This window comes from Pseudomonas sp. ML96 (assembly GCF_000761545.1).
Taxonomy (GTDB): domain Bacteria; phylum Pseudomonadota; class Gammaproteobacteria; order Pseudomonadales; family Pseudomonadaceae; genus Aquipseudomonas.
The window spans coordinates 161,416-183,558 of sequence record NZ_JPMY01000002.1; the positions used below are offsets into that span (position 1 = coordinate 161,416).

Here is a 22,143-nt window from a genome sequence, read left to right on the forward strand (position 1 = left end):
TGCTTGTAGCCTGGGCGCCGCAGCCACACATCTTGCAAAAACGCCTGCGCCGGCCAGCGCAAGCGAGCCGGTAAAATGTCCGCATAACCACAAGAACATGCTCAAGCCTGCACCGTGCACGCCGAATATCCGATGAGGAACAGAACATGACGACCCGCTATACCCCGACCCAGATCACCCTGCACTGGCTCAGCGCCGTGCTGATCCTGCTGATCATCGCCCTGCCCTATGGCAGCGACCTGTTCGAGCCGCTGCTCGGTGGCGGCGCTGGCGTGTTCACCCTGCACAAGTCGCTCGGCCTGCTGGTACTGGTGTTGACCGTGCTGCGCCTGGCCGTACGCGCCCGCTCCGGCGCGCCCGACCTGCTCGCCGGCGAGCCGCCGCTGCAGCGCTTCGCCGCCAAGGCAGGGCATGGCCTGCTCTACCTGCTGCTGGTACTGATGCCGCTGAGCGGCGTGCTGTTCGGCAAGCGCACGGTGAACCTGTTCTGGCTGGTGGAGATCGGCCCGCTGCCGCTGTCCGATGCAGTGCGCGAGGCCGCCAAGCTGTTCCACGTCACCGCCCAGTACCTGCTGTTCCTGCTGATCCTCGGCCATGCCGGCGCCGCCCTGTGGCACCACCATGTGCGCCGCGACGGCGTGCTGCGCGCCATGCTGCCCGAGCGCCACTGAGCCATCGATAGGCAAACCCCTCGGCGCCTATAGCTGGAGCCGAGGGGCCCATCGGCCTAGAATCGCGCCACGCTTTCTGGAGACGATTCGATGCTGTTGGTGATATCCCCCGCCAAGACCCTGGACTACGACACCCCGCCGGCCACCGCGCGCTTCACCCACCCGCAGTTCCTCGACCACGCGCAGGAGCTGATCGGCCAGCTGCGCCAGATGAGCCCGCAGCAGATCGGCGAGCTGATGCACCTGTCGGACAAGCTGTCCGCGCTCAACGTCGCGCGCTACGGCAGCTGGCACCCGGACTTCACCCCGGCCAACGCCAAGCAGGCGCTGCTGGCGTTCAAGGGTGACGTCTACACCGGGCTGGCCGCCGAGGACTTCGCCGAGGCCGACTTCGACTTCGCCCAGCAACACCTGCGCATGCTCTCCGGCCTGTACGGCGTGCTGCGCCCGCTCGACCTGATGCAGCCGTATCGCCTGGAGATGGGCACCAAGCTGGCCAACGCCCGCGGCAACAACCTCTATGACTTCTGGGGCGAGCGCATCAGCGGCTGGCTCAACGAAGCGCTGGCCGAACAGGGCGACGACATCCTGCTCAACCTGGCCTCCAACGAGTACTTCGGCGCGGTCAAGCGCAAGGCCTTGAACGCGCGGATCATCGACACCGAGTTCAAGGACCTGAAGAACGGCCAGTACAAGATCATCAGCTTCTACGCCAAGAAGGCCCGCGGCCTGATGGCACGCTACGTGATCAAGGAGCGCATCAGCGACCCCGAGCAGCTCAAGGCCTTCAACTACCAGGGCTACCGCTACAGCGCCGAGCAGTCCAAGCCGGACAGCCTGGTGTTCCTGCGCGACCATTCAGAAGACTGATCTGGCCGACTGGGACAGTACGGCACCGCCACGAGTGGTTATGATCGGGGCCAATTCAAGCCCGCGAGACAAGGAGTGCCCATGACCCAGCCCGTAGTCCTGATCACCGGATGCTCCAGCGGCATCGGCCGCGCCCTGGCCGATGCCTTCAAGGCCAACGGCTACCGGGTGTTCGCCGCCGCCCGCAAGGGCGCCGACCTCGAGGTGCTGACCGCTGCCGGCTTCACCGCGGTGAAGCTGGACGTCAACGACGCCGAGGACATCGCCCGTGCCAGTGAACGGGTGAAGGCCGAGGCCGGGCGCCTCGACGTGCTGATCAACAACGCCGGCTACGGCGCCATGGGCCCGCTGCTCGATGGCGGCGCCCAGGGCATGCGCCAGCAGTTCGAAACCAACGTGTTCAGCCTGGTCGAACTGACCCGCGCCTGCTTCCCGCTGCTGCGCGCCAGCCGCGGCCTGGTGGTCAATATCGGCAGCATCTCCAGCGTCCTCATCACCCCCTTCGCCGGCGCCTACTGTGCGTCCAAGGCTGCGGTGCACGCGCTGTCGGGCAGCCTGCGCATGGAGCTGGCGCCATTCGGCATCCAGGTCATGGAAGTGCAGCCGGGGGCCATCGCCTCCAGCTTCGGCGCCAACGCCAGCCACAGCGCCGAGGCCCTGGTCAGCGAGCAATCGCCCTGGTGGCCAGTGCGCGAGGGCATCCGTGCCCGCGCCAACGCCTCCCAGGAAGACCCGACCCCGGCCAGCGAATTCGCTGCCATCCTGCTCGCCGCCGCGCAGCAAAGCGAACGCCCTGCCCTGCTGCGTATCGGCAATGGCAGCCGCAAGCTGCCGCTGATGGTGCGCCTGCTGCCACGCAAGCTCATGGATCGCATGATGAGCAAGCGCTTCGGCCTCGACACCCAACTCTGAGTCGCCCAGATGCCGCGCCGTTTTCCACTCTATGGCTACGTACTGGGTGCGACGGCCGCGGCCTTCCTGCTCAACGTCCTGCTGCGTGTGCCACTGAAGATCGGCGGCATGTTCGCCACCCTGCTGGCGGCGCTACTCAGCGCCTGGATGCTGCGCGCGGCCTTCGCCTGGTTCGAGCAGCGTCGCCCGCAAGCGCAGGAGCGCTGGGCCCTGGTGGCGCTGCACGCGCTGTTCCTCGGCCTGCTCTACCTGCTGCTCTGGGGCCTGATGTGGCTCAAGGACGAACCGGGCTCCATGGGCCAGCTGATCTTCGTCCTGCACTACCTCTGCTACCCGGCCGCCCTGGCGCTGGTGCTGCACCTGGGCCACCGCGGCCACTGACACATGCGCCTGTTCGACCCGCTGCACGCGCCCGCCGCCACTCTGCCCAGCGAGCTGCACGACCATCCCGAGTGGCACCTGGGCCGCGAACGCTACTGGCTGTGGTCGATCCCGGTACAGTGCCCCGCCGTGCTGCAACGCCTGCAGAGGGCCCGTGAGCTGCTGGGTGACTGGCTGTACCCGCCGGGATCGCGCCAGGCGCATATCACCCTGTTCGTCTGCGGCTTCGCCACGCCCTCACCCGTGCTGAATGACGATATCGCCACGGCGCAGCTGGAGGGCCAGCGCGATGCGCTCGCCAGCCTGCAACTGGCGCCTTTCGAACTCCACATCGGCGGCCTGGACAGCTTCGCCAGCGCCGCCTTCCTCGGCGTGCAGGACAGCGGCCCGCTAGACCAGCTGCGCCAGACGCTCGCCCAACTCTCGCCGGAAGTGCGCCAGACGGATTACGTGCCGCACCTGACTCTCGGCCTGTATCGTCAGGCCATCGACCTGAGCCACTGGCGGCGCCGTGCCGAACCGCTACGCCACTGCCCAGCGCTGACGCTGCCGGTGCGCGAGCTGCAGCTGCTCAGCTATGCCACCAACGAGCCACAGGGCACGCTGCGCGTCGAGGCACGGGTCGTACTGGGCTAGATTGCCGTCCCGGCATTGATCCCGACCCACAGCAACCGATATGATGAGAAGCATTACTATTTAATATCTCGTCCCATCGGGACCGATCAGGTGCGCAGGTGTCCTCCGGGGAAGCCCTTCCGCAGCAGCAGCTGCACAGTCTCTATTGCGATCATCACGGCTGGCTGAATGGCTGGCTGCGACGTCGGCTGAGCTGCCCGCACAACGCCGCCGACCTGGCCCAGGACACCTTCCTGCGCATCCTCAACGGCCGCGAGCTGCCCAACCTGCGTGAGCCACGAGCCTTCCTCACCACCATCGCCAAGCGTGTGCTGGCCAACCATTTCCGCCGCCAGGACATCGAGCGCGCCTACCTGGAGAGCCTGGCCGCCCTACCCGAGGCAGTGGCGCCCTCGGAGGAGGAACGCGCGATCATCCTGCAGACCCTGCTGGAGCTGGATCGCCTGCTCGACGGCCTGCCACGTGTGGTGCGCCAGGTGTTCCTGCTGGTCCAGCTGGACGGCCTGACCTACCCCGAAGTTGCCGAGCAGCTGGGCATCTCGCTCTCCAGCGTCAAGCGCTACCAGGCCAAGGCAGCCCTGCACTGCTACTTCGCCGAGGAGGCATTCGGTGAGTAATCCACAGCGACTCGGCATCAGTCCGGCCGTGGCCGAGCAAGCCGTGCAATGGCTGATCGAATGGCAGGAAGGCTCGCTCAGCGAGCAGCGTCTGCAGGCCTGGCAGCACTGGCGCAGCGCCGCCAGTGAACACGAACAGGCCTGGCAGCGCATCGAGTCGGTCAACCAGCGCCTGCGCGGCCTGCCTGCACAGACGGCGCGCCAGGTGCTGGATGCGCCGCCCTCGCGCCGACGCCGCGAGGGGCTCAAGGCCCTGCTGGTACTGGCCGGTCTCGGCGTCACCGGCTGGGGCCTGCAGCGCAACAAACCCTGGCAGCCGTGGCTGGCCGACGCCCATACCGATATCGGCGAACGCCGCGAGCTGGCCCTGGCCGATGGCTCGCAGCTGATCCTCAACACCGATAGTGCAGTCAACCTGCGGGTCGATGCCGAGCAGCGCCTGCTCGAGTTGCAGCGCGGCGAGATCTTCCTGCAGGTACGCGAGGCCACGCGCCCCCTGCGCATCGATACCAGCCTGGGTTACATCGAGACCCGCTCGGCGCGCCTGTGCCTGCGCCTGCACGGTGAGCGCTGCCGCGTCAGCCTGTTCGATGGCGTCGCCACGATCCAGCCGCGAGATGCCTCCGCCCTGCAGCTGCAGGACGGCCAGCAGCTCAGCTTCGGCAGCCAGCACGTCGGCCTGCCACAACCAGTGGATGCCAACGGCAGCGCCTGGACCCGCGGCATGCTGGTGGTCAGCCAGATGCGCCTGGCGGATTTTCTCGCCGAACTCGGCCGCTACCGCCCTGGCCGCCTCAGCTGCGATCCGCAGATCGCTGATCTGCGCATCTCCGGCAGCTACCCGCTGGATCACAGCGAACGCATCCTCGCCCTGCTGCCACGCGCGCTACCAGTGGAGGTGCGCCAGCTGACTCGCTACTGGGTCAGCGTGCATCCACGCCAGGCGGCGACCTGAGCGCGGATAAATATTTTCAGCCAGCTGAACCTTTTCGACGGACTCGCGTGACAAGGGAAGCAGAACCCTTATCCACTCCGTACGAGAAACGCACCATGCCTGCCAGCACCAGACTTGCCCTGTTCAACCGCACGCCCCTGAGCCGCGCCATGCAGACACTGCTGCTCGGCCTCGGCATGGCCACCGCCAGCCTGCCGCTGGCCATGGCCGCCCAGGCGGCCGAGCAGGTCGCCAGCGCACGGCAGACCTTCGACATCCCGGCCGGCCCGCTGGAACCAGCGCTCAACCAGTTCGGCGAGCAGGCCGGAGTGCTGCTGTCGTTCAGCCCGGAACTCACCGAGGCCCGCCAGACCCAAGGTCTACAGGGCACCTACGGCACCACCGAAGCGATGGACAAACTGCTCGCCGGCAGCGGCCTGCAGGCCGTTTCGAGCGCCGATGGCTTCACCCTGCAGTTGGCCGGCCAACCCCTGGCGCTGGCCCTGGAGCGCCAGGTGGTGATCGGCTCCCGCGCGCCGACCAGCATCAGCGAGCTGCCCGGCACCGTCTGGGTGATCGAGAGCGCCCAGTTGCAGGAGCAGACCAAAGCCGGCGTCCCCTTCAAGGAGGCCCTCGGCCAACTGATCCCGGGCATGGACATCGGCCCGCAGGGGCGCACCAACTATGGCCAGAACATGCGCGGTCGTAGCGCCCTGGTGATGATCGACGGCGTCTCGCTGAACAGCTCGCGCGGCGTCAGCCGCCACTTCGACTCCATCGACCCGTTCAACGTCGAGCGCATCGAAGTACTGTCCGGCGCCAGCGCTGTCTATGGCGGCGGCGCCACTGGCGGCATCATCAACATCGTCACCAAGAAAGGCGAAGCCGGCGACGCCCGCTTCAGCAGCGAAGTCGGCCTGCGCAGCGGCCTCGGCCATAGCGATGACCACGACTGGCGCGTGGCGCAGTCGGTCAGCGGCGGCAGCGACAACCTCAACGGCCGCCTGGCCGTGGCCTACCAGAAAAACGGCGCCACCTACGACGGCAGCGGCGAGCAGACCATGCTCGACATCACCCAGACCGACCTGCAGTACAACCAGGCAGTCGACGTGATGGGCAGCCTCGACACGCTGTTCGCCAACGGCCACAGCCTGAGTCTCAGCGCGCAGTGGTACGACTCCGGCTATGACGGCGACAAGGGCGTGTACATGGGACGCAACTTCCAGGCCCTGCGCGGCCAGGAAGACTTCGACATCGAGGGCGGCGCCGACTTCGACCGCGAGCCACACACCGAGCGCACCCAGTTCAACGCCACCTACCACGTGCCGGAAATGCTCGGCCACGACTTTTATCTGCAGGCTTACTACCGCAGCGAGGAAATGGCCTTCCAGCCCTACCCAAGCATCCGCTTCAGCGGCACCGGCGCCATTGCCGCCGGCAGCTACTACTCCGCCTCGCAGCAGGACACCGACTACTACGGCCTGAAAGCCGTGCTGGTGAAAGAGTGGGACACCTTCACCCTGACCTATGGTGCAGACCTGGAGCGCGAAAGCTTCGACTCCGACCAGGCCATGTTCGACCTGACCACCGCCGCCCAGACCGGCGGCCTGGTGGCCGACCAGTACGCCAAGATCGGTCGCTACCCGGGCATCGATACCGATAGCAACTCGCTGTTCGCCCAAGGCAGCTGGCGCGCCACCGATGCCCTCACCCTGTCCGCCGGCGTGCGTCGCCAGCGCACCAACAACGAAGTCGGCGACTTCGTCGCCGCCGCCCAGCAGGTGCAGATCAGTCTGGGCAACGGTACCAGCGCCGACTCCATCGCCGGCGGCGAGAAGGATTACCAGGTCGACCTGTACAACTTCGGCGCCATCTACAAGCTGAGCGAGGCGCAGCAGGTATGGGCCAACTACTCCGAAGGCTTCGAGCTACCAGACCCGGCCAAGTACTATGGCCAAGGCAGCTACACCCTGGTCGGCAGCCACTGGCGCCTGAACAAAGGCGTCAACGTTGAGGACTCGGCCCTGGATGGCATCAAGACCAAGCAGGTCGAACTCGGCTGGCGTCACTACGAAGACGGCCTGGATGCCCAGCTAGCAGCCTTCTATGCCTGGTCCGACCGGAGCATCACTTACAACCGCACCACCCTGTTGATCGAGCAGCTGGACAACAAGAAGCGCAACTACGGCCTGGAAGGCCAGCTCAGTTACTGGCTGAACGACAACTGGCAGGTCGGTACCAGCGCCCTGGCCATCCGCTCGCAGCAGAAGGTCGACGAGCGCTGGCTGAAGCAGGATGTGACCGACGCCAGTCCGTCCAAGACCACCGCCTTCGTCGGCTGGCAGAACGGTGAAACCAGCGTGCGCCTGCAGGCCCTGCGCACCTTCAACCTGAGCGACGAGAAGAACAACAAAATCGACGGCTACGCCACCTTCGACCTGCTCGGCAGCCAGGTACTGCCCGTGGGTACGCTCAACTTCGGCATCCAGAACCTGCTGGACAAGGACTACACCACGGTCTGGGGCCAGCGCGCCCAGGTGTTCTACAGCGCCAACATTCCCGCCGAACTGTTCGACTACAAGGGCCGCGGTCGCACCTACAGCCTGAGCTACAGCGTCGACTTCTGAGTCAGCGCAGCTCCACCACGATGCCGGCCTCGCGCCGGCATCGTCGTTTCTGCACTCAGGCCAGCTTCGCCAGAGGTTTGGGCTGCCGAAACACCAGCACGTTACCCAGCATCACCAGACCCAGCCCGAGCAGCGCCGGGGCCGTCCACTGGTAGCCCTCGACGAACACCGAGATGTTCAGCGCCACCACCGGGAACAGCACGGTGCAGTAGGCGGCGCGCTCCGGGCCCATGCGGCCGACCAGGGTCAGGTAAGCAGTGAAGCCGATCACCGAGCCGGGAATTGCCAGGTACAGCAGCGAGCCGATGTAGCGGGTGTTGGCCTCGAAGGTGAAGGGCACGCCGCTGACCAGGCAGTAGCCCAGCAGCAACAGCGCTCCGTAGAGCATGCCCCAGGCATTGGTGGTCAGCGGCCTGAGCCCGGACTGCTGCTGCAGGCTGGAGAGCAGGTTGCCGGCGGAAAAGCACAGCGTGCCGAGCACGGCCAGGCCCAGACCGATCAGGGTCTCGCGGCTGGCCTCGTGGTGCGACAGCTCCGGCCAGAACAGCAGGCCCAGGCCGAGTAGCCCCAGGGCGCCACCGGCCAGCACGTTGCTGGCGATGCGCCGGCCCATGAATATCCGCGCGTTGAGTGCGTTCCACAGGGTCGCGGTGGAGAAGATCACCGCCACCAGGCCGCTGGGAATCCACTGGCTGGCGGTGTAGAAGCACATGAAGTTGAGGCAGAACAGGCAAAGGCCCTGGAGCATGCACAGCAGCTGGCCGCGCCGGTCCAGCGGTTGCAGGCGACGGCTGAGCAGAAGCAGAACGAACAGTACGGCGGCAGCGAGGCTGAAGCGGTAGGCGATGGACAGGGGAATGGCCACCTCGCCCAGTTGCAGCTTGAGAGCGATCCAGGTGGTACCCCAGATCAGGACGGTGAGCAGGTACAACGACAGGTTCATGGCAGGGCTCCGTTGGCCCCGCCAGTCTCCTCTCTCGGCGGGAGAAAGGCTTGTACGAAATTGCGCGACGGCGCCGCGCCGATCAACGCAGCGGCAGGCGAATCAGACCAGCGCCACCACGCCACCGGCCAGTGGCAGGGCCGCCGCCAGCGGCAGCACCCAGCGCTCGCGCCAGGCCAGCAGGGTGACCAGCAGCAGACCGGCGAGCATCAGCTGGCACAGCCAGAACACCGCGCCGATCTCGCCGCCGGCCGAGACCCAGCACAGGGCCAGGCCACCGAGCAGGGTAGGCAGCGCCAGCAGGCGCAGCACGCGCTGACGCGCCGGGCTCAGCGCACCCTGGAACAGCACCTTGTGGTGACGGTTCATGGCCAGGCTCAGGGCGGTCATGGCCAGGTAACTCAGGGCGAAAGCCAGCAGCAACATCAGGCGGTCTCCTCGACCAGAACACGGCGGCCGCGTGGCGCCTTGGCCACTGCAGGCTGGGCGAAGCGCCAGGCGCAGAAAGCGCTGAGCAAGCCGCTGGCGATCAGGAACAGGTCGATGCCGGCCAGCTCCCAGTCACCACGGGCCAGGCTGGAGAGCAGGTGGCCGTGCTCGGTAGTCAGGCCATTGAGCAGCGGCAGACCCAGCGCCAGCAGCGCCCCCAGAGCCAGTTGGTGGCTGAGCAGACGGCGTGGTTGGCGATGGCCGATCATGGCCCACAGGGCCACCAGCAGCCAGGCGCCGGTGAACACCCAGGCCTCGGCACTGGCACGCTCGGCCATGCCGGCCGGGATCAGGCGGTTGCCCCACAGCATGGCCAGGCTGGCCAGCGGCAGGCCGGCGAATACCGCGCCGTTGAGCGCACGCACCAGGCCGATACCGGCACCGCCGCGGGCCTCGCGCTTGGCCACCCAGACCTTGATCCCGCCGACCAGCAGGGCGCAGCCGGCCAGGCCGAGCAGGAAGTACAGGCCACGCATCAGCGTGCCGCCGAACTGCACCATGTGCAGACCGGCCAGCCAGGTGTAGGCGGTGTAGCCGGCCGGCGGTTTCTGCTCGTGCAGCAACTCGCCGCTGGCGGCATCGAAGGTCAGCCCGGACAGCGGGCGGCCGATGCGCGACTCGCTGCTCTGCTCGCTGATATCGACCACCGCCGAGGCGTCATTCGGATGATGCACGCTGATCCAGCCGGCCTTGCTGCCGCCCCAGTGCTGCTCGGCCTTGTCGACCAGGGCATTGAGCGACATCGGCGGTTGCGCCGGCTGGTGCATCTCCTCGCGATGATAGGCACCGGCCACCTCGCTGAAGAAATGCTCGATGTCGCCCTTGTAGGCCACCATCAGGCCGGCGGGCATGAAGTTGCTGACGAAGATCAGCACGCCGGTATAGGCCAGCACCAGGTGGAAGGGGAAGCCGACCACGCCGAACAGGTTGTGCGCGTCCAGCCAGGCGCGCTGGCCATTGGCATTGGGACGCAGGGTGAAGAAGTCCTTGAAGATGCGGCGGTGGATGATCACCCCGGAGACCAGCGCCACCAGCATGAACATGCCGGCCAGACCGACGATGTACACGCCCGGCATGCCGGCGTGCAGGGTGTAGTGCAGGCGGAAGAAGAAGTCGCCACCGGCCGTCTCCGGCATCGGCTCGCCGCCGGCCGGGGAGAAGGTGTAGTTGTGCTGTTCCTCGGTGCCGTCGACTTCCCAGCCCAGGCGCCAATAGGGTTCTCGCTCGCTCGGGCCATGCATCCAGAAGGCGTGCAGGGTCTGGCCCTGGGTCTTGCTGTGCATCCAGTCGCGCACCTGGTCGGCGCTCATGCTGGTCGCCGTTTCCTGGTGTAGCGTCGGGCGCATCCAGCGCTCCAGCTCCTTGTCGAAGCAGGCGATGGTGCCGGCCAGGATGATCACGAACAGCAACCAGCTCGGCAGCAGGCCGCCCCAGGTGTGCAGACCGGCCATGGATTGACGCAGGCTCATGGGCGTACCCCCAGATCAGTTGGCAGGTAGGCGGCCAGACACATGGCGACGGTCAGGCTGGCCAGCCACAGCCAGGCATGCAGGGCGCGACGCGCGGCGAAGGCGTAGATCGCCGCCGCCGTCCACACGGCGAAGCTGAGCATGCCGGCGAAGGCCACGCGGTCCGGCCGCGCCAGCGGCAGGTAGACGGAGAAGAAGGCGGCGAAGCCGTAGGCCAGCGCATAACCACCGATCAGGGCGGCCAGCACGCGCGCGGCGATGCTCCAGGGCGTCAGGGTGGATTGCTTGCTCACGGTCGGCTCACCGAAGGTGCGTGACCAGTCGCCGCCAAGGGTGCGGCGCTGGTCATCGGGATCTGGATAAGCCCTACATGTTATTAATAAATATTCGCAAATGAAAGGCGATCAGCTTTCTTCGGCGTCCGCCGTGCGCGGGTTGGCCTGCACCGAAGGGAAGCGCGACGAGGCGAAGCGCACCACCAGGATCGCCAGGGCCAGCAGCAGGATCGCGCCGGAGACGTAGACCACGCCCAGGCCCGGGCCGTTGTGGTGCGACACATCGGAGATCAGCAGGCGAGTCAGCGCGGTGATCGCCACGTAGATCAGGAAGCGCACCGGCATGTGGTTGGTCTTGAAGTAGATGCCAACCATGGCACCCAGCTCCAAGTAGATGAACAGCAGGAGGATGTCGTCCACCTCTACCTGACCCTTGTCGAGCATGCCAAGGAAGGCCATCACCGAGGCCCAGGCGGTGATGCCTCCGATGGCGAACAGCGCCAGGTAATGGAAGGCTTCCACCAGCAGGTTGCCGAAGGACTGGGCCAGGCCATGCATGCCATCGCGCATGGCGTCGATACGGGGGTAACTCACGGTGCTCTCCTGCAGTTCGGATGCGGTCATGCTGGACCACTTCGATGACAACGACTATGCAGGATGAAGGCCAGCGCCAGCGTCCCGACAGAATCTGGACGCACGACGGACTTGCCAGGCCACAGGCAGAACAATTACTGTATATCCATACATATCAATCATATATGGGAATGAGGTGATGAATGGCCGTCGAAGTGGTGTATCGCAGCAGCCGCGATCCGGAGCGCTTGTTCATGGATAAGGCCGAAGCCGATCGTTACGACAAGATGCTGGAGCTGGCCGAGGCCCTCTCCGAAGCCCTGCACAAGGCGGTACCCTCGCTGAACGAGGAGCAGGTCGAGGAACTGGGCATCTTCATGGCGAAGAACCGCGACACCTTCGCCCGCGCCTTCAAGAACCAGCCGGAAGCCCTGGCCGAGCTGAACGCCCCGGCCGACGACGACTGATCCCGCGCGCATGCGCGGTTTGTTCAAGCTCGTCTCGCGCTAGCCCTCGCATGCTGCGCTCTCCTCACTCAGGGAGAGCCACATGCGCCCGCTACTGCAATACCTCTACGCCCCCGGCCTGTTCTTCGGCCTGATCGGCCTGGCCACCTGGCTGGTCGGCTACCAGCAGCAACCGCTGTGGCTATTGCTGCCGCTGTTGCTCGTCGGCATCGCTCTGTCCTTTCTCGCCGAAGCCGCCCTGCCCTATCAGCGCGACTGGAACCGACCGCGCCGCGACCGCTGGCGCGACGTCCTGCATGCCATCTGCAACGAAGCGCTGAACATCCTCGGCATCTCCTGCATCCCGCTGCTGGCGGCACTCCTGCCTGCGAATGAGTTCTGGCCACAGCACTGGCCGCTGTGGCTGCAACTGCTACTGGCAATCACCCTGGCCGACCTCGGCATCACCCTGATGCACTGGCTCAGCCACCGCAGCGCCCTGCTCTGGCGCCTGCACGCCGTGCATCACAGCGTGCAGCGCATGTACGGCTTCAACGGTCTGATGAAGCATCCGCTGCACCTGGGCCTGGAAGCACTGGCCGGCACGGCGCCACTGCTGCTCATGGGCATGCCACTGCCGATCGCCGCGCTGCTGGCCTTCGCCATCGCCGTGCAGTTGCTGCTGCAGCACAGCAATGTCGACATGCGCATCGGCGCTCTGCGCCACCTGTTCGCCTGGGCGCCGCTGCACCGCTTCCACCACCTGAAGTACGGCCGCGCCGGCGACGTCAATTTCGCGCTGTTCTTCAGCATCTGGGATCGCCTGCTGGGCACCGCCTTCTACCTGCCGCACTACCGGGTGGGCAGCGACGACCTGGGCATCGGCAGCCGTCCCGACTATCCGCACGAGTACCTGGCGCAGCTGGCCGAACCCTTCCGCCGCCAGCCAGCCGAAGCCGCCAGCGTGGAGCTGCCGAGCGCCCTGCGCGGCTCAGTCGACCAGCTGTAGATGACGCAGGCTCTGCGCCTGCACGCCGAACATGCTGCGCACCGTGCGCGAGAAATGCGCCGAGTCGGCAAAGCCGGCGGCATGCGCCGCCGCGGTCAGGCTGCTGCCGGACCAGCTCAGCAGCAGGGCCAGGCGCAGGCGGCGCCACAGCACCAGGCGCCGCACCGAGAGCCCGACCTGTGCACCGAACAGGCGCTCCAACTGGCTCAGCGACAGGCAGACCTGCTGCGCCAGGCTGGCGGCGCCGAGGCGGTCCTGCAGCAGCTCATCCACCCGTTGCAGCGCCTGGGCCACGCGCTCGTCCAGCGGTTGCCGTGGAGCCTGCTGCAGACGCGCAAGCAGTGCCTCGGGATCGCTCGGCGCATCAACCAGAATGGCGCGCAGGGTGGCGGCAGAGAAGGCCAGCGGCTCAGCGTACAGCGCCAGCAGCGGCTGCCCCGGCTCGACAAAGGCATGCGGGCACAGCGACTCCACCAGCAGCACGCGCTCGCTCACCGGCTGGCCATCGATCAGCAGGCGCAGCGGCTCCCGCAGTGCCAGCATCGCCTGATGCGCGTAGTGCGCATGCGCCTGCGTATCGCCGCTGGCGCCGAGCAGCAGGCAGAAATCGCGCTGTAGCCACAGCCGCCCCTGCCAGTGCGCTACGTCCATTCCCTCTCCCATCCATCAATTTCGTTGCCCGGCAGAGATAGCCGCTCAGGCGACAAAGCGCCAGCCCAGGATTGACCGATAGGCCAGGAACAATTAGTTTGCAGACAGCTCATCCCGAGCCGTTACGGACTCCCGCGCATGACCGCCCACGCTGCACGTCACCTCTCCAGCCGCCCCGACTCGTTCGGCGCTGGTGCGTGCCCGGTTCTGCTCGGCATCTCCCCTCCTGTCGCCCCTCCCTGCACCCGCCGGGCCGGCTCGCCTCCCCCGCCGCCGCCCAGCATCTGATCGCCCGCCCTACGCGGTCGATCGCAACGACTCTTTCGGTTTCGCCCATAACGCCGCTTGCGCTGGCGAGACCCGTGCCGTTTTCGACAGGAATTTCTCATGCGTTTCGACAAGACCTTCTGGGGCAGCTGCGCCTCGACCACGCTATTCGTTCTGCTCTGGGGCAGCGGTGCGATCTTCGCCCGCCTGGGCCTGGATCACGCCTCGGCCTTCGCCTTCCTCACCCTGCGTTTCATCCTCGCCCTCGGCGTTCTGCTGCTGATCGGCGCCCTCGCCCGCAGCTGGCTGCCAGTACGCGGCCAACGCCTGCGCACGGCCGGCACCGGCCTGCTGATGATCGGCGGCTACTCGATCTGCTACCTGCTGGCGCTGGACCAGGGCATCACCCCCGGCGTACTGGCGACCCTGCTCGGCGTGCAACCCATCCTCACCCTGATGTTGCTGGAGCGGCGCTTCGCCGCCCTGCGCCTGCTCGGCCTTGGCCTGGCGCTGCTCGGCCTAGTGCTGGTGGTATGGCAGAGCATTGGCCTAGCGCGCTTCTCCGCCGCGGGCATGGGCTACGCCCTCGGCGCGCTGCTGTGCATGACGCTGGGTGCTATCGCGCAGAAGGGCCTGAACCAGACGCCGCTGCAGACCCTGCCACTGCAGTATGCGGTGAGCCTGCTGGCCTGCGCCGTGCTGCTGCCGTTCCAGCATGTGGCGGTGGAGTGGTCACTGGACTTCCTGGTGCCGCTGCTGTGGCTGGGCATCGTCATTTCGGTGGTGGCGCAGCTGCTGCTGTACCGGCTGATCCGCGCCGGCAACCTGGTCAACGTCACCAGCCTGTTCTACCTAGTGCCGGGGGTGACGGCGGCGATGGACTACCTGTTCCTCGGCAACGCCATGAGCGGCCTGAGCCTGGCCGGCATGAGCGCCATCCTGCTCGGCCTGCTGGTGGTGTTCCGCCAGCCCAAGGCCGGCTAGGCGCCGTACAGCAGACGCTCGGCCAGATCGTCGGCGACCCGCGCCGGTGAGCGCTTGTCGGCCTGGGCGTGGGCGTAGATCTCGGTCAGGCGCCGGCCGATCCGCGCCAGGTGCGCGGTGATCGCCGGCAGCTCCTCGCCGCGGTGCTTGAGTGCGACGTAGATCAGCCCGCCGGAGTTGATCACGTAGTCCGGCGCATAGAGGATGCCGCGGCCTTCCAGCTCGTCGGCGACCTCGGCGCTGGCCAGCTGGTTATTGGCCGCGCCGGCCACCGCCGCGCAACGCAACTCGCCCACCGTCTGCGCGTTTAGCACACCACCCAGGCCGCACGGCGCGAGGATGTCGCAGGGCGTGGCGAGCAGCTCCTCGCCGCTGACCGGATGGGCGCCGAGCTGCTCCACCGCCAGTTGCACCCGACCGGGATCGAGATCGCTGACGTACAGCAGCGCACCGGCGGCAGACAACTGTTCGGCCAGAGCGAAACCGACGTTGCCCAAGCCCTGGATGGCCACGCGCAGGCCATCCAGATCGTCGCTGCCGAGGCGTGCCAGGGCGCTGGCGCGGATGCCGGAGTAGATGCCCATGGCCGTGTGCGGCGAAGGGTCGCCGGCGGCCGTGGTGCTGGTCACGTGCTGGGTCTGCTGGGCGATGCAGTCCATGTCTGCACTGGAAGTACCGCTGTCGACCGCGGTGATGTAACGGCCCTTGAGCGACTCGATCATGCGGCCGAAGGCCTCGAACAGCGCGCCACGGTTATCCACATGCGGCGGGCGGATGATCACCGCCTTGCCGCCACCCTGCTCCAGGCCGGCCAGCGCGGCCTTGTAGCTCATGCCCTGGGCCAGGCGGATGGCGTCGCGCACGGCGCTTTCATCGTCGGGATAGGCCAGGTAGCGACAGCCACCCAGCGCCGGACCGAGCCGGGTGTTGTGGATGGCGATGATGGCCTTGAGGCCGGTGGCAGGGTCATGGGCAAGATGCAGCGCTTCGAGCCTGGCGCTTTCCATCATGGCGAACATGGCGGACGTCCTCGCTGGCTTTACAGGCCAGTATAGGACGGCCGCCAGGGCCGACCCGGTCGACGAGTTATAAGCCGACCTCGGCAGATAACCTCAGCGCCCCTGGACTTTCCACCAGGTGCAGAACTCCTCCAGCGCATCCCAGATCGGCACCTGCGGCTCGTAGTCGAGGTACTGCCGAGCCCGCGAGATATCCAGGCTGAAGTCGCGCGCCATCACCGCCACACCGAGGCGGAACAGCCCCGGCTCCGGACGGCCCGGCAGCAGCTTGCACACCGTCTCGTTGAGCGTCGCCGCACCATAGGCCAGGGCGAACGGCATGCGCTTGGTCACCGGCGGCAGGTCGAAACGGCGCAGCACGAAGTTGACCACGTCCCACAGCGGCACAGGCGCGCCATTGCTGATGTTGTATACCTTGCCCAGCGCCGGGCCGGCGGCCAGCAGGCTGCTGAACAGGGCATCGTTGAGGTTCTGCACGCTGGTGAAGTCGACCTTGTTGAGGCCGTCGCCGATCATCATCAGCTTGCCCTTGCGGTGCATGCCGATCAGGCGCGGGAAGATGCTGGTGTCGCCCGCGCCGGTGACGAAGCGCGGACGCAGAGCGAGCACTTCCAGGCCGAACTCCTGGGCCTCCATGACCTTCTGCTCGGCCAGGTACTTGGTGGCGCCATAGTGGTCGACGAAGTGCTTCGGCACCTGTTCCTCGCGCAGCCCCACGTGGGACTTGCCGTCGAAGTACACCGAGGGCGAGGACAGGTGCACCAGGCGCCGCACCTTCTGCCCCAGGCAGGCCTCGATCACGTTCTGCGTCACCGCCACGTTGGCCTGGTGGAAGTGCTGGTAGGTGCCCCAGCTGCCGACCGCGCCGGCGCAATGCACGACCATTTCCACATCGCGACACAGCTTGTGCACCAGGTCGGCGTCGGACAGGTCGCCCTCGACGTATTCCGCACCACGCTTGACCAGGTGCTGCACCGCCTCGGGGCGCCGGCCGTTGACCCGCACCGCCAAACCCTGTTCCAGAGCGAAGCGGGCGAAGCGTCCACCAATGAAACCGCTCGCCCCTGTTACCAGAATCTTCATTGCGTTCATTCCCCCGTGGTTCTTGTTCTGCCTGCGACTCTAGCAGCAGGCCGGCCCCACGCCGCTTGCCGTAGCGGCCAAATCCGAGTCCTTGCGGGCCCGCGCGGTCGTTTTTTTTGACAGACGTAAAGCAATTTGCACGCTTCTTGCAAAATTTTTGACGATTTCAACCCTATGTCACCCATCTACACGCGGAGTCGTGCGACATGCCGTTGCGTCTGAAGCTTGCCTTGAGCTTTCTCCTGATCGGTCTAATTCCAGTCTTAGCGATGGCCCTGATGGTCTATCAGCAAGCCAGCCAGGCCCTGCGCGAGCAGTCCCTGAATGCCCTGGAAGCCGTTGCGAATATCAAACAACAACAATTGCAGGACAACTGGCAATCGCGCCACAACCAGCTCGGCACCCTGGCCAGCAACCTCGGCACCAGCTACAGCGGTCTGGATGGTGCGGCGCTGATCAGTACCGCCAACTATGACCGGCCGATCTTCCAGAATTTCGCCGAGACCTTCGGTTACAGCGAACTCAAGCTGATCGACAAGGACGGCAAGGTGCTGTTCAGCCTGCGCCGCGGCGCCGACTACCAGCAGAACCTCAACGACGCCGCCTGGCGCGACACGCCGCTCGGCCGCGTGGTGCGCGCCGGCCTGGACAGCGGCCAGGCCGAGATCGGCGACCTGGCAGTGAACAGCCCCGGCGGCGAACCCAGCCAGTTCCTCGCCGCGCCCATCCAGGAGGAAGGCGAGCTGCAACTGCTGCTGGTCCTGGAGCTGCCGCTGTCCGAGCTGAACCGGGTGATGCAGACCCGTCAGGGCCTGGGCGAGGCCGGCGAAACCTACCTGGTCGGCCCCGATGCCCAGCTACGTTCGGATTCCGCACGCTTCGAGGATCATCGGGTGGCGCGCCAGGGCGAAGCCGGCGAGCCACTGCCGGGCGCTGCCATCGGCCGTGCCCTGAATGGCGAGCAGGGCCGCCTGGCCGAGCCCGGCCTCAATGGCCAGCCGGTGCTCAAGGCCTTCGTGCCGCTGCAGCTGGATGACCAGCACTGGGCGCTGATCGCCGAGATGGATCAGGACCAGGCCTTCGCCCCGGTACGCGAACTGATGTGGCAGATGGTGGCACTGGTGCTGCTGACCATCGCCGGCGTGGCCCTGGCCACCTGGCTGGTCAGCCGCAGCGTGATGCGCCCGCTCGGCGGCGAGCCGAGCAGCATGGCCGAACTGGCCCGCCGTCTGGCCGCCGGCGAGCTGCGCCTGAACAGCGAGGGCGACGATCACAGCGGCCTGATGCAGGCCCTGCACGAGATGGCCCGCGCCTGGCGCGATGTGGTCGAACGCCTGCGCCAGGCCAGCCAGGCGGTGGGCAGCGCCAGCGGCGACATCCTCGGCGCCGCCGGGCAGACCAGCAGCCGCCTGGACGAACAGCAGGAAGCCCTGGAGCTGGTAGTCAGCGCCGTCGACCAGATGGCCGCCACCGTGCAGGAGATCGCCAGCAACGCCAGCCAGAGCGCCGATGGCAGCGCCGCCGCGCGCGACGCCTTCGTCACCGTACAAGGCAGCCTGCAGCGCATGATCGGCCAGCAGGACCAGTTGCTCGCCGGCCTGCGCGGCGCCGACCAGGTGGTGCAGACCCTGGCCAGCGACAGCCAGCAGATCGGCTCGGTGCTCGACGTGATCCGCGGCATCGCCGAACAGACCAACCTGCTCGCGCTCAACGCCGCCATCGAGGCGGCACGCGCCGGTGAGCAGGGCCGGGGCTTCGCCGTGGTCGCCGACGAGGTGCGCAACCTAGCCCTACGCACCCGCAGCGCCACCGAGGAGATCGTCACCATAGTCGGCGCCCTCGGCGAGTCCTCGGGCGAAGCGCAGGCGCGCATGCAGGGCTCCAGCGAACAGGCCCAGGCTCTGGAGCTGGAGACCCAGGCCGTGCTCGCCTCACTGGGCAATCTGGACGACTCGCTGCAGGGCGTGCACGCGCTGGCCTTCCAGATCGCCGCGGCGGCCGAGGAGCAGGCGGCCACCACCCAGGAGGTCAACCAGCACATGCACCGCCTCAACGACATGACCGGCGAGAACCGTCGCACCGCCGCCCACACCCGCGACTGCGGTGAGCACCTGCGCAAGGTCGCCGGCAGCCAGGAGCAACTGGTGGCGCAGTTCCAGCTCTAGGTCATAGCTCTCCGTCGGCGCGTGGCTACACCAGCCACTCGCCGACGCCTTTCTCCAGATGGCGGGTGAGACTGGCCAGCAGCTCGCCGCCATTGCGCCAGTGATGCCAGTACAGCGGCACGTCCAACGGCCGCTGCGGCAGCAGCTCGACCAACTCGCCAGTGGCCAGCTGCTGGCGCACCTGCAGCTCCGGCACCATGCCCCAGCCGAGGCCGGCACAGGTCAGGCGTACGAAGCCTTCCGACGACGGGCACAGGTGATGGGCGAACCCACCCCCCACGCCCAGGCCGGCGAGGAAACGATGCTGCAGCTGGTCATCGCTGCCGAACACGATCGACGGCACCCGCGCCAGGGTCGCGCCATCGACGCCCTTGCCGAAGTGGCGGGCGAGAAACTCCGGGCTGGCCAGCGCGCGATAGCGCATGGCGCCCAGCGGCAGAGCGCGGGCACCGGCCACCGGGCGCTCGGCGGCGCACACGCAGGCAGCCACCTCGCCGGCGCGCATGCGCTTGAGGCCAACGTCCTGGTCCTCCACCACGTGATCCAGCAGCAGGCGGTGCTCGGCGACGAAGTCGCCCATCAGCGGCGCCCACCAGGTCGCCAGGCTGTCCGCGTTCAGCGCAATGCGCAGGCGCTCGGGCGGCTGGTCCTCGGCCAGAGCCGGCACCTGGCCCTGCAGGTCGCGCTCCAGCAGGCGCACCTGCTGCACATGGTTGAGCAGACGGCGGCCGATCTCAGTGGCGGCCGGCGGGCTGGCGCGCAGCAGCACCGGCTGACCGACCCGCGCCTCGAGCAGCTTGATGCGCTGCGACACCGCCGACTGCGACAAGCCCAGCAGCTGCGCCGCGCGCTCGAAGCCGCCCTGCTCCACCACGGCAGCCAGGGCCGCCAGCAGCTTGTAGTCGAACATAAGAATCCCTAATGAGCGATCAGGATGATTTGTTTTTCTTATACAGGCGAGCGCCCCAGACTGGCCAGCATCGCAACCGCAACAAGGACAGCGCCATGACCGGCGAAACCAACCTCGGCATCCTCCTCTCCAGCCTCTCGCCACGCCTCAACCCGGGCCGCTTCGTGTTCTGCTGCGTGGCGCAGTCGAGCGTGGTGCAGATGGCCGCCGCCATCGGCAGCTTCCGCGAGGCCGAAGGCACTACCCTGATCCTCGCCCGCGAGGAAGCCGAGCGCCTGGGTCTGGCCTACGACTATGTTGCCGCCTGGATCACCCTGGAGGTGCACTCCTCGCTCGCCGCCGTCGGCCTCACCGCCGCCTTCGCCAAGGCCCTGGCCGGCGAGGGCATCAGTTGCAACGTGATCGCCGGTTACCACCACGACCACCTGTTCGTCGCCGAGGCTGATGCCGAGCGTGCTCTGGCGGCGTTGCAGCAACTGGCCGCGGAGCAGCGCTGAGATGTGGCAGAGCTACCTCAACGGCATGCTGGTGGCAGCCGGCCTGATCATCGCCATCGGCGCGCAGAATGCCTTCGTCCTGGCCCAGAGCCTGCGCCGCGAGCATCACTTGCCGGTGGCTGCGCTGTGCGTGTTGTGCGATGCCATCCTGGTCGCCGCCGGGGTGTTCGGCCTGGCCGCAGTGCTGGCGCAGAACCCCACGCTGCTCGCCGTGGCGCGCTGGGGCGGCGCCGCCTTCCTGCTCTGGCTCGGTGTCCAGGCCTTGCGCCGGGCCCTCAACCCGCAGGCTCTGCAGCGTCAGGACAGTACGCCACGCTCGCGCCGCGCCGTGCTCCTGGCAGCGCTGGCGGTGACCCTGCTCAACCCGCATGTGTACCTGGATACCGTGCTGCTGATCGGCTCCCTCGGTGCCCAGCAACCGGTGCCCGGCGCCTACGCCCTGGGCGCGGCCAGCGCCTCGCTGATCTGGTTCTTCACCCTGGCCCTGGGCGCCGCCTGGCTCGCGCCCTGGCTGGCACGTCCGGCCACCTGGCGCCTGCTCGACCTGGGCGTCGCGGCGATGATGTTCGCCGTGGCCTGGCAACTGATCGCTCACGCACCCGGAGCATGACCGCCAGGGCGCCGCGGCGTTATGCTGCGGCGCTCTACTCGGGCCCCGGAGGGCGTCTTGGATACGACGGTGTTTGCCGTGGTGATGGCCGCCGCGGCGCTGCATGCGGGCTGGAACGCCCTGCTCAAGATAGGCCTCGACCGCTACCTCACCGCCTCCCTGATCCAGATCGGCGCCGCCTGCGTAGCACTGCCGGCCCTGCCCTTCTTCGACGTGCCGCTGGCTGCCGCCTGGCCCTGTATCGCCATCTCCGCACTGCTGCACATCGGCTACAACATCTTCCTCGCGCGCGCCTACCAGCACGGTGACCTGTCGCAGGTCTATCCCATCGCCCGCGGCAGCTCGCCACTGCTGGTGGCGTTACTCGCCCTGCTGGCCGGCGATGCTCTGCACGCCGGGCAATGGCTGGGGCTATTGGTGCTGGTCGGCGGCATCTGGCTGATGGCCTGGCGTGGCAGCAGCGCCGGCTCCTCGCTCAACGGCCCGCTGCTGTTCAACGCCCTGGCAACCGCGGCCTGCATCGCCGGCTACACCCTGGCCGATGCCCTCGGCGCGCGCAGCAACGGCGACGCCATCGGTTATGCGCTGTGGCTGTTCCTGGTCAACGGCGTGGTGGCCACCACGGTCATCGCCCTGCGCCGCGGGCCACGCATCCTCCTCCAGCTCGGCCCACACTGGCACGGCGGCCTGGGCGGCGGCGCCATGTCGATGCTGGCCTACAGCCTGGTGATCTGGGCCACCACCCAGGCGCCGGTGGCCATGGTCTCGGCGCTGCGCGAGACCAGCGTGCTGTTCGCCCTGCTGATCGGCTGGCTGTTTCTCAAGGAGTCGATGCCGGCTCTGCGCCTGCTCGCCTGCGCGGTGATCCTCGCTGGCGTGGCGCTGATGAAGCTGGCCTGATTGCCTGCACTTTCAGCCGCGCCCCCGGTCCCAACAAGAGGCCGGCAAAGCCCATGGCGCCGGCTTTTCCACACAGTTGCTGCGTGGATAAGGCCAGGGTCGGGTGCTATGATCCCGGCCTCGCGGCACATTAAAGAGTACAAACTCGTAGCCGCCCGATTTCCGGCCGCCCCGTGAACGGCCACGTGCTAATCGCACATATCCC

General features: G+C 67.3%; 24 protein-coding genes. 15 read left to right on the plus strand and 9 right to left on the minus strand.

Going from position 1 to position 22,143, the window contains the following annotated elements; translation table 11 throughout:
* Positions 1-146: 146 nt before the first annotated feature.
* The 8 genes from IP89_RS00960 to IP89_RS00995 all read left to right on the plus strand — a co-directional run bounded on the left by IP89_RS00960 (position 147) and on the right by IP89_RS00995 (position 7,648).
* Positions 147-671 (plus strand): cytochrome b, encoded by a 525-nt coding sequence (locus IP89_RS00960; protein WP_043307024.1) that lies wholly within the window; start codon positions 147-149, stop codon positions 669-671.
* A 90-nt stretch (positions 672-761) separates the two neighbouring features.
* On the plus strand, positions 762-1,541 hold the full coding sequence (yaaA, locus tag IP89_RS00965; protein WP_043307025.1) for a peroxide stress protein YaaA: 780 nt from the start codon (positions 762-764) through the stop codon (positions 1,539-1,541).
* 81 nt (positions 1,542-1,622) lie between these two features.
* Positions 1,623-2,453: an SDR family oxidoreductase gene (locus IP89_RS00970; protein WP_043307028.1), complete on the plus strand. Its 831-nt coding sequence runs from the start codon at positions 1,623-1,625 to the stop codon at positions 2,451-2,453.
* 9 nt (positions 2,454-2,462) lie between these two features.
* Positions 2,463-2,834 carry a hypothetical protein gene (locus tag IP89_RS00975; protein WP_043307031.1) on the plus strand — a complete coding sequence of 124 codons (372 nt, stop codon included), beginning with the start codon at positions 2,463-2,465 and terminating at the stop codon, positions 2,832-2,834.
* A gap of 3 nt (positions 2,835-2,837) precedes the next feature.
* On the plus strand, positions 2,838-3,470 hold the full coding sequence (locus IP89_RS00980; RefSeq protein ID WP_052080901.1) for a 2'-5' RNA ligase family protein: 633 nt from the start codon (positions 2,838-2,840) through the stop codon (positions 3,468-3,470).
* Positions 3,471-3,568: 98 nt separating this feature from the next.
* Positions 3,569-4,087, plus strand: coding sequence for a sigma-70 family RNA polymerase sigma factor (locus IP89_RS00985; RefSeq protein ID WP_156114956.1), 519 nt, complete (start codon positions 3,569-3,571; stop codon positions 4,085-4,087).
* Complete coding sequence (locus IP89_RS00990) at positions 4,080-5,042, plus strand: FecR domain-containing protein (protein ID WP_052080902.1); 963 nt, start codon at positions 4,080-4,082, stop codon at positions 5,040-5,042. Before IP89_RS00985 ends, IP89_RS00990 begins: the two co-directional genes overlap by 8 nt.
* A 95-nt stretch (positions 5,043-5,137) precedes the next feature.
* Positions 5,138-7,648, plus strand: coding sequence for a TonB-dependent receptor (locus IP89_RS00995; protein WP_256203085.1), 2,511 nt, complete (start codon positions 5,138-5,140; stop codon positions 7,646-7,648).
* Positions 7,649-7,703: 55 nt separating this feature from the next.
* Here the strand turns inward: IP89_RS00995 and IP89_RS01000 are convergent, their stop codons facing one another.
* The 5 genes from IP89_RS01000 to IP89_RS01020 form a co-directional block, all read right to left on the minus strand.
* Positions 7,704-8,591: a DMT family transporter gene (locus IP89_RS01000; protein ID WP_043307032.1), complete on the minus strand. Its 888-nt coding sequence runs from the start codon at positions 8,589-8,591 to the stop codon at positions 7,704-7,706.
* Between the two features lie 102 nt (positions 8,592-8,693).
* Positions 8,694-9,017, minus strand: coding sequence for a DUF3325 domain-containing protein (locus IP89_RS01005; RefSeq protein WP_156114957.1), 324 nt, complete (start codon positions 9,015-9,017; stop codon positions 8,694-8,696).
* Entirely contained in the window at positions 9,017-10,549 is a 1,533-nt protein-coding gene (locus IP89_RS01010; RefSeq protein ID WP_043307033.1) for a PepSY domain-containing protein, read from the minus strand. The genes IP89_RS01005 and IP89_RS01010 overlap by 1 nt, the downstream gene beginning before the upstream one ends.
* Positions 10,546-10,842, minus strand: a complete 297-nt coding sequence (locus IP89_RS01015; RefSeq protein WP_043307034.1) for a hypothetical protein — start codon at positions 10,840-10,842, stop codon at positions 10,546-10,548. Before IP89_RS01015 ends, IP89_RS01010 begins: the two co-directional genes overlap by 4 nt.
* Before the next feature lie 111 nt (positions 10,843-10,953).
* A complete protein-coding gene (locus tag IP89_RS01020; protein WP_043307212.1) occupies positions 10,954-11,394 on the minus strand; it encodes a phosphate-starvation-inducible protein PsiE in 441 nt (146 codons plus the stop codon).
* 206 nt (positions 11,395-11,600) lie between these two features.
* On the opposite strand from IP89_RS01020, the gene IP89_RS01025 reads away from it, so the two are divergent.
* Positions 11,601-11,864, plus strand: a complete 264-nt coding sequence (locus IP89_RS01025) for a YebG family protein (protein ID WP_043307035.1) — start codon at positions 11,601-11,603, stop codon at positions 11,862-11,864.
* A gap of 82 nt (positions 11,865-11,946) precedes the next feature.
* Positions 11,947-12,852, plus strand: a complete 906-nt coding sequence (locus tag IP89_RS01030) for a sterol desaturase family protein (protein ID WP_043307036.1) — start codon at positions 11,947-11,949, stop codon at positions 12,850-12,852.
* On the opposite strand, the gene IP89_RS01035 is transcribed toward IP89_RS01030, so the two are convergent.
* Positions 12,835-13,503, minus strand: coding sequence for a helix-turn-helix domain-containing protein (locus IP89_RS01035; RefSeq protein WP_043307037.1), 669 nt, complete (start codon positions 13,501-13,503; stop codon positions 12,835-12,837). The two genes, IP89_RS01030 and IP89_RS01035, sit on opposite strands and share 18 nt — an antisense overlap.
* Positions 13,504-13,890: 387 nt before the next feature.
* On the opposite strand from IP89_RS01035, the gene IP89_RS01040 reads away from it, so the two are divergent.
* On the plus strand, positions 13,891-14,754 hold the full coding sequence (locus IP89_RS01040; protein ID WP_043307038.1) for a DMT family transporter: 864 nt from the start codon (positions 13,891-13,893) through the stop codon (positions 14,752-14,754).
* Here IP89_RS01040 and IP89_RS01045 read toward each other — a convergent pair.
* Positions 14,751-15,773: a Glu/Leu/Phe/Val dehydrogenase dimerization domain-containing protein gene (locus IP89_RS01045; RefSeq protein WP_043307039.1), complete on the minus strand. Its 1,023-nt coding sequence runs from the start codon at positions 15,771-15,773 to the stop codon at positions 14,751-14,753. The genes IP89_RS01040 and IP89_RS01045 overlap by 4 nt on opposite strands.
* A gap of 93 nt (positions 15,774-15,866) precedes the next feature.
* Entirely contained in the window at positions 15,867-16,856 is a 990-nt protein-coding gene (locus IP89_RS01050; RefSeq protein ID WP_043307040.1) for an NAD(P)-dependent oxidoreductase, read from the minus strand.
* A gap of 1,565 nt (positions 16,857-18,421) precedes the next feature.
* On the opposite strand from IP89_RS01050, the gene IP89_RS23830 reads away from it, so the two are divergent.
* Entirely contained in the window at positions 18,422-19,021 is a 600-nt protein-coding gene (locus IP89_RS23830; RefSeq protein ID WP_371261925.1) for a methyl-accepting chemotaxis protein, read from the plus strand.
* A 25-nt stretch (positions 19,022-19,046) separates the two neighbouring features.
* Here IP89_RS23830 and IP89_RS01060 read toward each other — a convergent pair whose 3' ends face one another.
* Positions 19,047-19,937, minus strand: coding sequence for a LysR family transcriptional regulator ArgP (locus tag IP89_RS01060; protein WP_177326830.1), 891 nt, complete (start codon positions 19,935-19,937; stop codon positions 19,047-19,049).
* An 89-nt stretch (positions 19,938-20,026) separates the two neighbouring features.
* On the opposite strand from IP89_RS01060, the gene IP89_RS01065 reads away from it, so the two are divergent.
* The 3 genes from IP89_RS01065 to IP89_RS01075 are packed head-to-tail and all read left to right on the plus strand — an operon-like array spanning position 20,027 to position 21,938.
* The gene (locus tag IP89_RS01065) at positions 20,027-20,428 is read left to right on the plus strand and encodes an ACT domain-containing protein (RefSeq protein ID WP_043307213.1); all 402 of its coding nucleotides are present in this window, start codon (positions 20,027-20,029) and stop codon (positions 20,426-20,428) included.
* Between the two features lies 1 nt (position 20,429).
* Positions 20,430-21,038: a LysE/ArgO family amino acid transporter gene (locus tag IP89_RS01070; RefSeq protein WP_043307043.1), complete on the plus strand. Its 609-nt coding sequence runs from the start codon at positions 20,430-20,432 to the stop codon at positions 21,036-21,038.
* Between the two features lie 57 nt (positions 21,039-21,095).
* On the plus strand, positions 21,096-21,938 hold the full coding sequence (locus IP89_RS01075; protein ID WP_043307044.1) for an EamA family transporter: 843 nt from the start codon (positions 21,096-21,098) through the stop codon (positions 21,936-21,938).
* Positions 21,939-22,143 lie beyond the last annotated feature (205 nt).